13 protein-coding genes are annotated in these 12,356 nt (G+C 62.5%); 10 read left to right on the forward strand and 3 right to left on the reverse strand.

What is annotated here, in order from left to right; translation table 11 throughout:
- Together ACO06O_RS04995 and ACO06O_RS05000 are read left to right on the forward strand one after the other, a co-directional pair.
- Entirely contained in the window at window positions 1–879 is an 879-nt protein-coding gene (locus tag ACO06O_RS04995; protein ID WP_421876931.1) for a sulfotransferase domain-containing protein, read from the forward strand.
- A 206-nt stretch (window positions 880–1,085) separates the two neighbouring features.
- Window positions 1,086–1,637 carry an isochorismatase family protein gene (locus ACO06O_RS05000; RefSeq protein ID WP_421876933.1) on the forward strand — a complete coding sequence of 184 codons (552 nt, stop codon included), beginning with the start codon at window positions 1,086–1,088 and terminating at the stop codon, window positions 1,635–1,637.
- Between the two features lie 164 nt (window positions 1,638–1,801).
- On the opposite strand, the gene tyrS is transcribed toward ACO06O_RS05000, so the two are convergent.
- The gene (gene tyrS, locus ACO06O_RS05005; RefSeq protein ID WP_421876936.1) at window positions 1,802–3,052 is read right to left on the reverse strand and encodes a tyrosine--tRNA ligase; all 1,251 of its coding nucleotides are present in this window, start codon (window positions 3,050–3,052) and stop codon (window positions 1,802–1,804) included.
- A 125-nt stretch (window positions 3,053–3,177) separates the two neighbouring features.
- Between tyrS and ACO06O_RS05010 the strand changes: the two genes are divergently transcribed.
- Complete coding sequence (locus ACO06O_RS05010; protein ID WP_421876938.1) at window positions 3,178–4,263, forward strand: anhydro-N-acetylmuramic acid kinase; 1,086 nt, start codon at window positions 3,178–3,180, stop codon at window positions 4,261–4,263.
- A 16-nt stretch (window positions 4,264–4,279) separates the two neighbouring features.
- Here the strand turns inward: ACO06O_RS05010 and ACO06O_RS05015 are convergent, their stop codons facing one another.
- Window positions 4,280–4,921: an alpha/beta hydrolase gene (locus ACO06O_RS05015; RefSeq protein ID WP_421876940.1), complete on the reverse strand. Its 642-nt coding sequence runs from the start codon at window positions 4,919–4,921 to the stop codon at window positions 4,280–4,282.
- Window positions 4,922–5,173: 252 nt separating this feature from the next.
- Between ACO06O_RS05015 and cysE the strand changes: the two genes are divergently transcribed.
- The 4 genes from cysE to ACO06O_RS05035 all read left to right on the forward strand — a co-directional run bounded on the left by cysE (window position 5,174) and on the right by ACO06O_RS05035 (window position 9,020).
- On the forward strand, window positions 5,174–6,004 hold the full coding sequence (gene cysE, locus ACO06O_RS05020) for a serine O-acetyltransferase (RefSeq protein ID WP_421878135.1): 831 nt from the start codon (window positions 5,174–5,176) through the stop codon (window positions 6,002–6,004).
- A gap of 224 nt (window positions 6,005–6,228) precedes the next feature.
- Window positions 6,229–6,687 carry an Rrf2 family transcriptional regulator gene (locus ACO06O_RS05025; protein ID WP_421876942.1) on the forward strand — a complete coding sequence of 153 codons (459 nt, stop codon included), beginning with the start codon at window positions 6,229–6,231 and terminating at the stop codon, window positions 6,685–6,687.
- A 46-nt stretch (window positions 6,688–6,733) separates the two neighbouring features.
- The gene (locus ACO06O_RS05030) at window positions 6,734–7,846 is read left to right on the forward strand and encodes a cysteine desulfurase family protein (RefSeq protein WP_421876944.1); all 1,113 of its coding nucleotides are present in this window, start codon (window positions 6,734–6,736) and stop codon (window positions 7,844–7,846) included.
- A gap of 13 nt (window positions 7,847–7,859) precedes the next feature.
- On the forward strand, window positions 7,860–9,020 hold the full coding sequence (locus tag ACO06O_RS05035; protein ID WP_421876946.1) for a cysteine desulfurase family protein: 1,161 nt from the start codon (window positions 7,860–7,862) through the stop codon (window positions 9,018–9,020).
- Between the two features lie 47 nt (window positions 9,021–9,067).
- Here the strand turns inward: ACO06O_RS05035 and ACO06O_RS05040 are convergent, their stop codons facing one another.
- Complete coding sequence (locus ACO06O_RS05040) at window positions 9,068–9,745, reverse strand: DUF4760 domain-containing protein (RefSeq protein WP_421876948.1); 678 nt, start codon at window positions 9,743–9,745, stop codon at window positions 9,068–9,070.
- A gap of 381 nt (window positions 9,746–10,126) precedes the next feature.
- Here ACO06O_RS05040 and ACO06O_RS05045 point away from each other — a divergent pair, with 381 nt between their 5' ends.
- The 3 genes from ACO06O_RS05045 to ACO06O_RS05055 all read left to right on the forward strand — a co-directional run bounded on the left by ACO06O_RS05045 (window position 10,127) and on the right by ACO06O_RS05055 (window position 12,149).
- The gene (locus ACO06O_RS05045; RefSeq protein WP_420417519.1) at window positions 10,127–10,444 is read left to right on the forward strand and encodes a ferredoxin family 2Fe-2S iron-sulfur cluster binding protein; all 318 of its coding nucleotides are present in this window, start codon (window positions 10,127–10,129) and stop codon (window positions 10,442–10,444) included.
- Window positions 10,445–10,575: 131 nt separating this feature from the next.
- Window positions 10,576–11,931, forward strand: coding sequence for an NADP-specific glutamate dehydrogenase (gene gdhA / locus ACO06O_RS05050; RefSeq protein WP_421876950.1), 1,356 nt, complete (start codon window positions 10,576–10,578; stop codon window positions 11,929–11,931).
- Between the two features lie 11 nt (window positions 11,932–11,942).
- Window positions 11,943–12,149: a hypothetical protein gene (locus tag ACO06O_RS05055; RefSeq protein WP_421876953.1), complete on the forward strand. Its 207-nt coding sequence runs from the start codon at window positions 11,943–11,945 to the stop codon at window positions 12,147–12,149.
- Window positions 12,150–12,356: the final 207 nt, after the last annotated feature.

The raw sequence follows: 12,356 nt of genomic DNA on the forward strand, positions 1-12,356 counted from the left end.
ATGGGCCGCCCCACGACACTGGCCGGCATGCGGGCGGCACTGTCGGGCTTCGACACCGGGGAGGGATTCCGAAAGGGTCTGGCCTTCCAGCCGAAACCGACGGATGTCTTCATCTCGCCCTATTCGAAATGCGGCACGACCTGGATGCAACAGATCGTCCATGGTCTGCGGAGCGGTGGAGACATGGCTTTCGCCGAAATAACGGAGGCGGTGCCCTGGATCGAGATGGCGCACGACCTAGGCCTCGATCCGGAGGCGCAGCGTTTCGAACCGCGCGCCTTCAAGAGCCATCTGCCCTGGCGCGACATACCGAAGGGCGGGCGCTATATCGTCGTCTTCCGTGATCCGACGGATGCCTGCCTGTCCTTGTATAAATTCTTCGAAGGCTGGTTCTTCGAGACCGGCAGTATCGAATTCGAAGACTTCGCCCGGGACTTCTATCTGGGACGCGGCGACGATCACGGATACTGGGTGCACACCGCCTCGTGGTGGGAGCAGCGGGACCGGGACGATGTGTTGCTGGTGTGCTTCGAGGATCTGAAAGACGATCTGCCGAAGGCCGTTCGGAAGGTGGCGCGATTCCTGGACCTGCCGGAAAGTGGCCCGACCTTCGACGTCGCCGTCAAACAGGCGGGCTTCGACTTCATGAAGGCCCATGGCGGGCAGTTCGACGATCACCTGGTGCGCGAACGCCGCGATGCCGCCTGCGGCCTGCCGCCAGGCGGCTCCGCATCGAAGGTCAGCACCGGTCTCGCCGGGGCCGCCAGGCCGATCATGTCCGACGAAACCCGCGCCGCGTTCGATGCCGAGTGGCGCCGGATGATGGCAACGCCCTTCGGACTGCCGGACTACGCGGCGTTGCGCGCGGCGCTGCGGTAAGAGGGCAATGCACGCGTCGCCCCGGCGGAAGCCGGGGTCCAGGGAAAAGGGCATAATTTGTGCGTCTTGCTCCTGGATTCCGGCGTTCGCCGGAATGACGACAGGGGGCATTTCTCGTCTCAGCATAATCGTCTTGTTGGAATGCTTTACCCTTCCACCAAAACGCGTACCGTTCGGGGGCAACGCTTTTCCCCGAAAGGTCCCCCATGCACGCGCCGCCTCTCGTCATCCTCGATGTCCAAGACGCGATCGATCAGCCCGTCTGGAACGGCAAAAGCAATCCGGATTACCTGTCGGACATTCAGCGACTGCTGGCGCATTGGCGGGGGAAGGGCTGGCCGGTGGTGCATGTGAAACACGACGAGGCGACCCCGACATCGACCTATCACACGCACGGGCCCTGGAACGCGATCAAGCGCGAGGTCGCGCCGGTGCCCGGTGAGACAGTGGTGACGAAGACCCAGAATTGCGCCTTTATCGGCACGGATCTGGACGCGGTGCTGAAAGGGCTCGGCGCGGAAGGCTTCGTGCTGACGGGCGTCGTCATCCACAACAGCATGGACGCGACAGTGCGGGCGGGGAAGGCCTTGGGCTATCGCATCCTGTTGCCGTCGGACGCGACAACGGCGGTGCCAGTCAAAGGCGCCGATGGCCGGCTTTGGGATGCACAGACGGTCCGTGATCTGACCCTGGCGATCCTGGACGGCGAATATGCGGAAGTCCTGACGGCGGAGGCCGTCGTCGCGCGATTCGCATAACCCGTCAGTCAACCCAAAGCCGTGTTCCTGCTTGCGCAGGAGCACGGTCGATGGAGATCGCCGCATTATCGTATTCCTGCGAAAGCAGGAATCTTCCATGGTCCGGCACGGTACCCGGTGGGAAGGAAGACTCCTGCTTTCGCAGGAGCACGCTGGGCGAAAATTCAGACGACTTTTAGAAGCGCGTGCTTCTTCTTGCCCATGGACAGTTTCACCACGCCGTCGATGGCTGCATCCGAACCGAGGGTGAGGCCGTCGTGTTCAACTTTCTGGTCGTTGACGCGGATTGCGCCGCCCTTGATCTGGCGGCGGGCGTCGCCGTTCGACTGGGTCAGGCCGACCAGTGTCAGGGCATTCAGAATGCCGATCCCGCCGGCCAGTTCCGATGCCGGGATCTCTACCGTCGGCAGATCGTCACCCAATCCGCCCTGTTCGAAGGTCTTGCGCGCGGTCTCGGCTGCGGCGGCGGCCGCTTCCGCACCGTGGCAGAGCTTCGTTGCTTCATTGGCAAGTCGGATCTTCACGTCATTGATGGCGGCGCCTTCGGCCTTTTCCAATTCCGCGATCTCGTCCAGCGGCAGGTCGGTGAAAAGGCGCAGGAAGCGGCCGACATCGGCGTCTTCCGTGTTGCGCCAGTACTGCCAGTAATCGTAGGCGCTCAGCCGTTCGGCGTTCAGCCAGACGGCACCGCTGGCGGTCTTGCCCATCTTCGCGCCCGACGCGGTGGTCAGCAGCGGCACGGTCAGACCATAGAGCGAGGCATCGTCGGTCCGGCGGCCCAGTTCGACCCCGTTGACGATGTTCCCCCACTGATCGGACCCGCCCATTTGCAGGCAGACGCCATGGCGTTTGTGCAACTCCACAAAGTCGTAGGCCTGGAGGATCATGTAGTTGAATTCCAGGAAACTCAGCGGTTGTTCCCGTTCCAGGCGCAGGGCGACGCTGTCGAATTTCAGCATCCGGTTGACCGAGAAATGACGGCCGAAGTCGCGCAGGAAGGGGATGTAGGCGAGCTGCGACAGCCAATCGTCATTGTTCACCATGACGGCGTCGGTAGGCCCGTCCCCGAAGGTCAGGAATTTTTCGAACACCTTCTTGATGCCGTCGATATTGCGCTGAATATCGTCGTCGGTCAGCAGCTTGCGCTGTTCGTCCTTGCCGCTGGGATCGCCGACCTTGGTCGTGCCGCCGCCCATCAGGACGATCGGCTTGTGGCCGGTCCGCTGCAGCAGGCGCAGCAGCATGATCGGGACCAGGGAACCCGCATGCAGCGAATCCGCCGTGGCGTCGAAGCCGATATAGGCGGGGATCGGACCTTCCATCGCGCGCGCGTCGAGCGCGTCCATATCCGTGCACTGATGCAGGAATCCGCGGTCGCGGACGGCTTTCAGGAAATCCGAACGTAGCTGTTCCATGGTCGTCAAAACTCTGATTTGTCGGTTGAACGCGGCGCGGGATAGCATGAACCTGCGGACCCGGCAACGTGGGACGCCCCGCATGCATCGATCGCGTCGGGTACAATGGAATTCGGGAGGCAGGAATGGCCAGGACGATGACCGCGCTGGGCCTGATGAGCGGGACGAGCTTCGACGGGATCGACGCGGCGCTGATCGAAACCGACGGGGAGGCGGTTCTGTCGACCGGCGCCAGTCTGGCACGGCCCTATGACGAGCCGTTCCGGGCGCGGCTGCGCGCGGTCTTGCGGGCAGAGACACGGACGGCGGCTATCGACACGCTGGAACGGGATATTACCGACCGGCATGCGGAAGTGGTGGTGGCCCTTCTGGAACAGGCCGGGCTGTCGGCGGGCGATGTCGATATCGTCGGTTTCCACGGGCAGACGATCAACCATCGGCCCGATCTGGGTTGGACCTGGCAATTGGGGCTGGGCGGTAGGCTGGCGAAACGGGTCGGGATCGATGTGGTCTTCGACTTACGCGGCGCCGATGTCGCGGCCGGCGGGCAGGGCGCGCCACTGGCGCCGGTCTATCACCGGGCCTTGGCGGGCGCTCAGGTAATGCCCCTGGTCGTCCTGAATCTGGGCGGTGTGGCGAACATCACCTTTCTGGAGGATGCCGCTGCCGACCCGGTTGCTTTCGACACCGGTCCCGCCAGCGCGTTGCTGGATGACTGGGTCGCCGGTCATGGGGCCGGCGCGTTCGACGAGGATGGCCGGATTTCCGGTTCGGGCAAGGTCGACCGGTCGGCCCTGGCCGCGTTGCTGGACCATCCCTATTTCGCGCAGCCCTATCCCAAATCGTTGGATCGCGACGCGTTCGACCCCGCCCCGGTGAAGGATCTGGGGCTGGCGGATGGTGCAGCGACCCTGGCGGCATTCACGGTGGAGAGCGTGGCCTGCGGCATCGAATTGCTGCCCAAGCCTCCGGTTAAGGTTCTGGTGACAGGCGGGGGACGGCGCAATCCGACCTTCATGTCCGGCTTGGCGCAGCGTCTGGGCGTGCCTGTGGAACCGGTGGAGAAGGCCGGATGGGACGGCGATGTTCTGGAAGCGCAGGCCTTTGCCTTCATGGCGGTGCGCAGCCGGATGGGTTTACCGATCAGCTTCCCGGGTACGACCGGGGTCGCGCGGCCGCTGACCGGCGGCCGCTTCGCCCCGAAATCCTGAAACCGGGAGCCTGGGGTCAGCCGGCCAGGCGCTGATCCAGATAGCCGCTGACCGTTTCCTTCAGGTCGTCGACCTTGTTGGTGAAGAAATGGTTGGTGTCGGCCATCAGATCGTAATCGATGGTGATGCCCTTCTGCGCGCGCAGCTTGTCGACCAGCTTGTTGACCTGTTCCGGCGGCACGATGTCGTCGGAATCGCCGTGGACGATCAGGCCCGAAGACGGGCAGGGGGCCAGGAAGGTGAAATCGTACAGGTTCGCCGGCGGCGCGACGGAGATGAAGCCGTTGATTTCCGGACGGCGCATCAGAAGCTGCATACCGATCCAGGCGCCGAAGGAGAAACCGGCGATCCAGCAATCGCGGGCGTTCTCATTATAAGATTGCAGCCAGTCCAAAGCCGTCGCCGCATCCGACAATTCGCCTTCGCCGCGCGAGAAGACGCCCTGGGAGCGACCGACGCCACGGAAATTGAACCGCAGACAGGAAAAGCCGCGCTTCGCAAAGGTATGGTACATCTCGTAAACGACACGGTTGTTCATCGTGCCGCCATGCTGCGGATGCGGATGCAGGAACAGCGCGATCGGCGCGTTTTCGTCCTGTCCGTGCGTATAGCGGCCTTCGAGACGTCCCTCTGGACCGTTGATAATGACTTCCGGCATCAGATCACCCCGGTGAGAATGTGGACGGTTTGCCCCTGCAAGTCCGGCCCATCGCTTTAGACGTCAAGGCCTTGGGACACAAGCGTTATCGCGGCAAAGTGTTCGGCGGCCTCCTTGACGCCGAATCTGACTGCCGTATATGTAGGGGGCACTTCGGTGCGGGAAAGTCCGGTTCCGCAGGTAAGGGGGCGGAACCAGGATGGGAAGGAAGGCGGCGCCGATCCCGGTCGATGACTGAGGGCAGGCGCAAGCATTCCTGACAAACGGAGCTTCGCGACCACGCCGCACCGGGAATGGGACCGGGCGGCCGGAAAGGCACGGACCAGCATGTTCCAGACGATACGTTCCGACATCGACGCGATGATTTCGCGCGATCCCGCGGCCCGCTCCCGGATCGAAGTCGCGCTGTGTTACCCCGCCTTCCATGCGATTCTGCTGTACCGCGCGTCCAGTTGGATGTGGCGGCGCAATTGGCGTCTGACCGCTCGCATGGTCTCACAATTCGCGCGCTGGACGACGGGGATCGAAATCCACCCCGGCGCCACGATCGGCCACGGTTTCTTCATCGACCACGGCATGGGTGTCGTGATCGGCGAGACGGCGGAGATCGGCGACAATGTCACGCTGTATCACGATGTGACCCTGGGCGGCGTCTCCCCCGCGGAAGACTCCGACGGTCAGCGCTGCACCAAACGGCACCCGACCTTGTGCGACGGCGTTATCGTCGGATCGGGCGCCCAGATTCTGGGTCCGATCACGGTCGGCAAGGGCGCGCGTGTCGGTGCCAATGCGGTTGTCATCAAGAATGTCGCCGAAGGTGCGACCATGGTCGGCATCCCTGCCAAACCGGTGACCGGCAAGGCTGGACGGGCTACCGGCGCATTCTCGCCTTATGGAACGCCGCTTGGCGATTTGCCGGACCCGGCCGCGCGCGCGATCGAAGGCCTGATGCAGCAGGTCGAAACCCTGAAGGCCCAGATCGGCAATCTGGAATCGCGTCTGGCCGAAGCGGAGAAACGTCCGAGCTTCGGTTTCGCCGTCGAGGACGATGCCGAAACCGCCCGTCAGGCCGCCAAGAAGTAACCCAAACATTCAACAAATGCGACGTAAGAGCGCGGCAGGGAATCAACCCCCCTGCCGCGCTTTACACGGCGATTGTAAGTTCTACATTAAAAGCGCTGGTTGCGGCTGGCGATTGGGAATGACCGACCGATATCGCTCAGGGATGGGTGGGGACGCGATCGGGTCGGACGTGTGCGCCAGGCCGTGCAAGCGGTTTGCGACGCTGCGAACGGCGGAGGATTCGCGTGAAACTGAGCACCAAGGGACGCTATGCGGTGATGGCCATCGTCGATCTTGCGTCCATGAAGGCGGACCGGCCTGTGCCATTGGCCGATATCGCCGAACGGCAGGACATCTCCCTGTCATATCTGGAACAATTGTTCTCGAAAATGAAGCGTGGCGGTGTCGTCCGCAGTGTCCGGGGGCCGGGCGGCGGCTATATTCTGGCCAAGTCCCGCGACGCGATCAGCGTGACCGACATCCTGCGTTCCGTCGACGATGAAACCCGAATGGGACGCTGCGTTCCGTCGTCCCCTAACCTCTGCCGTCCCGGCGATACCCGCTGCGCAACGCACGAGCTTTGGGCCATGCTGTCGGCGAAGATCGAGGCGGTTCTGGACCAGGTCAGTATCGCCGATGTCTGTGAAGGGCGGTACGCGTTGGACAACGAGCAACCCATCGCGCAGGCGGTCGGCGAAGATTGAACGGATAGAACCTTTTCCCGCCGCCCCTGCCGTGAGACAAAGCGGCATGCCGCAAACGCCCGTCTATCTGGATTACAACGCAACCTGTCCGATCCTGCCGGAATCGGAACGGGCGGTGCTGTCTGCGTTGGCGACCGGTGGGAATCCGTCCTCCGTCCATGCCTTCGGCCGCGCTGCCAGGGGCGCGGTGGAAGCCGCGCGCGGGCGGGTGGCGGCGCTGGTCGCGGGGGATCCGGCGCAGGTCGTGTTCACGTCAGGGGCCAGCGAGGCCAATATGCTGGCCTTGCGCGCCCTGCCGACCGGCCGGGTTCTGGTTTCAGAGATCGAACATGACAGCGTTCTGAATGCGCAGGCGGCTGCCATTCGGCTGCCGGTCGATCCAGAGGGACGGTTGGACCTGAATTTCCTGCGCGAGACCGTGGCAGAAGGCGACTTCGTGTCGGTCATGGCGGTGAACAACGAAACCGGCGTCATCCAACCGATCGCCGAAATCGCCGACGTCGTTCGCGGCGCGGGGGGCAGGCTGCATATTGACGCTGTTCAGGCCGCAGGCCGCATTTCCTTGGATATTGAGGGATTGGGTGCGACGGCCATTAGCGTCAGCGCCCATAAGATCGGCGGTCCGCCGGGAGTCGGGGCATTGATTCTCGGGCGCGGCGTCGCCCTGCGTGCGATCATGCCGGGCGGCGGCCAGGAGCGGGGTCGACGCGGTGGGACGGAGAACACGCCCGGCATAGCCGGCTTCGGCGCGGCGGCCGCTTGCGTTCTGGAAAGCCGGGAGCGTGAGCAGGTGCGCCTGGCCGAATTGCGCGGGCAACTGGAACAGGGCCTGGCGGAGGCAGGGGCAACCGTTATTGCGGCCGGATCGCCCCGGGTCGCCAATACGATGTGCGCCGCGCTTCCGGGCGTGCCGTCGGAAAAGCAGGTGATCGCGCTGGACCTCGCGGGATTCGCGGTCAGCGCCGGGTCCGCATGCTCGTCCGGGAAAGTCAAGACCAGCCACGTCTTGAATGCGATGGGCCTGCCGGATGCCGTATCCGGCGCGTCGATCCGTGTCAGCATGGGGTGGCGTACCACGGCGCAGGAAGTCGACGCCTTTATCGGCGCCTATGCCGCGATGGCCGGGCGGTTCGGCGCCATGGCCAAAACCGCCGGGTGAAGAAGGATTGCGGATGACCAGCAACCGGCCAAACCGACCGATCTATCTCGACTATCAGGCGACGACGCCCTGTGATCCGCGCGTCGTCGACCGCATGATGCCCTTTTTCAGCGAGATCTTCGGCAATCCGCATTCCGCCGATCACCGCCATGGCTGGGACGCGGAGGCCGCGGTGGATGCGGCCCGGGGACAGGTCGCGGCCCTGATCGGCGCGAAGCCTCGGGAAATCGTCTTCACCTCCGGCGCGACGGAATCGAACAATCTGGCAATCAAGGGGGCGGCCCGTCACCGTCGCGCGACCGAGGGACGGACCCGCGTCGTGACCGTCGCCAGCGAACATAAATGCGTCCTGGAAAGTGCCGCGCGGCTGGAACGCGAAGGGTTCGACGTCACCTACCTGCCGGTCCGTCCGGATGGGCTGATCGATTTGGCGGCGCTGGAGGCGGCCCTGGACGATAAGGTTGCTGTCCTGTCGGTTATGGCCGTGAACAACGAAATCGGCGTGATTCAGCCGCTCGAAGAAATTGGCCGGCTGGCGCGCGCCGCCGGCGCCTGGTTTCACAGCGATTGCGCCCAGGCCTTTGGCAAGATCCCGCTGGATGTCGACGCGCTCTCAATCGATCTGATGAGCATTTCGGGACATAAGATCTATGGGCCGAAGGGCATCGGTGCGCTCTATATCCGTGCCCGAAACCCGAAGGTCGCGCTGGAACCGCTGATGGATGGCGGCGGGCAGGAGAGGGGGCTCCGGTCCGGAACGCTGCCGACGCCGCTTTGTGTCGGGCTCGGCGCGGCCGCCGAGATCGCCGCGAACGAGATGGCGGCGGAAGGCGAGCGGCTTCGCGCGATGCGCGACGACCTTTGGGACAGGCTGCGCCGCGACCTGCCGCAGGTGACGCTGAACGGCGATGCCGACCGGCGCATACCGGGCAATCTGAACCTGACCGTGCCAGGCTTGGAAAGCGCGGAACTGCTGGCGGCGCTGGACGGATTGTCGGTTTCGGCCGGATCGGCCTGCTCCTCCGGCGCGCAGGCGGCAAGCCATGTGCTGCAGGCGCTGGGCCACGACCCGGCAAAGGTCGCCGCGGGCTTGCGCATCGGTCTCGGTCGTTTCACCACGCGCGCGGATATCGACGCGGCACATGAGATGATCAAATCAGCCATCGGGTCTTAAGCCGTTTGCGGCACACCCAATTTGATCGGATGCGATGGAAAGTCGACTTAGTTTCTTAGGTTGGATTTGTTGAACTTGGGGTTGTCGACCAACCAAACAAAATGACGCCAGCTTAGGGCCCCGCCAAACCCGGAGTCGTTTCTGGCGCAATCGATGAAGTATTGAGTTTTCCTATGGAAATGTCCCAGGACGGTCCTCTGACTATCCGCGAACAACTCCATATCGATATGTCCTAGGCGAATGCATAATGCGATAAAATCATAGTAGTTCAATAGGTAGCGAATGGACGAGATCAGTTCGCGCTTATGCTCTATGTCGGGATCGTTGGCGTGTGCATCCGGCCTGCGCCAGATGTCGAACAGTTCCGCCGCTTCTTGCTCGCTCATCGTCGTGCGAGGCGGAAAGCGGCGAAAAATCGTGTCGCGATGGCGGTTGAACTCCGAATCATTCCGCATCTGTTGGAGCGTCGTCACCGTATGTTGTGCACGATGATTGGTGACAGAGATTGCGGATTGGATCAGCCAACCGATTGTGGCCAATACGCCGGCGGTTATGGCTGCGTTAATTTTTAGGGAGTCGCCATAGTCGGGGACGTCGTTGATCAACCAACCCAACCACAATGCGACAAGCATTGCGATGAGCAAAAGAATGACGATCAGCGAAATTTCAAGATACCGCGTCCGCAGTATCCTGGAAACGAGTGACGATATATAGTGGTAAGACATATAAAATCACCCCCGCAGACGAGTGTGCCCGTGGGGGTGAATGTGCGCAACTGGGAATGTTGGTTTTGATTATTCTTCTTCTTCGTAGTGCATAAAAACCTCCACTTTGTGCCACATGTCCACCATATCTAGAGTTGCCTACTAGATATAGATAGATGGCGTTGATTCGGTTTCCGGGTCCAGCACATTTCGGTTCGCCGGTTGGCGTCCGGAAATTGGTGTCCTCCTGAAAAACAAACGGTAACGATCGGAGGTTTCCGTGACAAGCCCGGCCGGGACTTGCCGGCTTGTGCCGCCGAGCTGACCGATTGACTTAACCGGGCGCTTGTCCCAAATAGCGCGGGTCTTAGCGCAAGCCGGTCAGCCACGAGAGGACGTTTCATGCCGAAAATCACCTTCGTTCACCGTGATGGGAGTGAAACCGTCGTCGACGCCAAGAACGGGCTTTCGGTGATGGAAACGGCCGTCGACAACGATGTCGAGATCGAAGCGGCCTGTGAAGGATCGCTGGCCTGCGCGACCTGCCATCTGGTGGTCGAGGATCAGGACTGGTTCGACCGTCTGGACCCGCCCAGCGAGGACGAGGAAGACATGCTCGATCTCGCCTTCGGGCTGACCAAGACCTCGCGTCTGTCCTGCCAGATCCGTGTCAGCGACGCCCTGGACGGCATCCGTTTTCGCGTGCCGGACGAAACCTGATCCTTATCTAATCAAGGCATTAGACGGCCCCCAAGCCCCGCATTGCGGGGCTTTTTTGCTTTGTCCCCTAACACCCAATTGTTAGGCTTTCTCCGGTGGGGCCGGTTCATCTCAAACGGGGGGAGAAAAACATGGGCAGTCACGCGACGGACATCGACGCCTTCATGGCGGCGCTTAAGGCGAAAAATCCTGGGGAAACGGAATTCCAACAGGCGGTGCATGAGGTCGCACAGACCATCATTCCGTTCCTGGACACGAAGCCGATCTACAAGGATCTGAAGATCTTCGAACGGATGTGTGAGCCGGACAGGACGGTGATGTTCCGGGTTTGCTGGCAGGCCGATGACGGGGCCGTGCATGTCAATCGCGGCTTCCGGGTGCAGGTCAACAACGCCATCGGACCCTATAAGGGCGGCTGCCGCTTCCATCCGTCGGTCAATCTGTCGGTCCTGAAATTCCTGGGCTTCGAACAGCAATTCAAGAACTCACTGACCGGCCTGCCGATGGGCGGTGCCAAGGGCGGGTCGGACTTCGACCCCAAGGGTCGGTCGAATGCCGAGATCATGCGCTTCTGTCAGGCCTTCATGTCCGAACTGTTCCGGCATATCGGGCCGGATGTCGATGTGCCCGCCGGCGATATCGGCGTCGGCGCGAAAGAAATCGGCTATATGTTCGGTCAGTACAAACGCCTGACCAACAAGTTCGAAGGCGTGCTGACCGGCAAGGGGCTGGAATATGGCGGGTCGCTGATCCGGACCGAGGCGACGGGCTATGGTGCCGTCTATTTCCTGCAGAACATGCTGGACGTCGCCGGGCTGGACATGGACGGCAAGACCGTCGTCGTTTCCGGTTCCGGCAATGTCGCGACCCATGCGGCGGAAAAGGCGCATCAGCTCGGCGGGCGTGTGGTCACCCTGTCGGATTCCGGTGGATTCGTGCACGACCCGGACGGCATGACCCAGGAGAAGATCGACTGGGTCAAGGAACTGAAGAAGAATGGCGGCCGGATATCGGAGTATGCCGACCATTTCTCCGGCTCGACCTTCCACGCCAAGGCACGCCCCTGGCACGTGCCATGCGACTATGCGCTGCCCTGCGCGACGCAGAACGAGATCGGCGAGGAGGACGCAAACGCCCTGATCAAGAACGGCGTCAAGGCGGTCTCGGAAGGGGCGAACATGCCCACCGTCGATGCTGGACAGAAGGCGTTCCAGGCAGCCGGCGTTCTGTTCGGCCCGGCCAAAGCGGCCAATGCCGGCGGCGTGGCTGTCTCTGGCATGGAGATGTCGCAGAACTCCGCGCGCGTCAGCTGGACCGATAAGGAATTGCGTAACCTTTTGAAGACTACCATGGCGAATATCCACCAGACCTGTCACCAGTTCGGCGAAGGGCACGGCAAGGATGGCGGTATCGACTATGTCCGAGGCGCCAATATCGGCGGCTTCGTCAAAGTGGCGGATGCGATGCTGGCCTTCGGGGTTATGTAGAAAGCGATAGAATGAATACAGGCAGGGACAGGGATTTAGGGCCGCCGCGCCCGTCGGAACCGGTCGACCCGCGCGAGATCGACTGTGCCCTGGCCCGTGGCGCGATGCAGAACCGCCGCCTGAACAAGGCGCTGGACACCGTCACCCGCGAATTGGAACGCGACCCCGGCGCCCCGGCGCCCCGGCGCCCTGGCGCGCGTGCTGCGGCGCTGGGTTAATGAATCCTGAGCGATCCGTTTTCCCTGCGCGACTGTCGCTAGAATCTCCTTGCGTTACGGATGTTTACGGAGCATGGTCCGCGCGTGGCGGCCCCGCAGCCGTTTATGAGTGACGAATGACTATGGTGCGTTTCCGGGTTTGCCTTGGATTGCGTACCGGAGACGGACTTCCTCTAAGCTTTGTGGGACGTGCGCCCCGGCCACGCA

The organism is Pacificispira sp., from assembly GCF_965228185.1.
In the GTDB taxonomy this organism is placed as follows: domain Bacteria; phylum Pseudomonadota; class Alphaproteobacteria; order UBA8366; family Aestuariispiraceae; genus Pacificispira.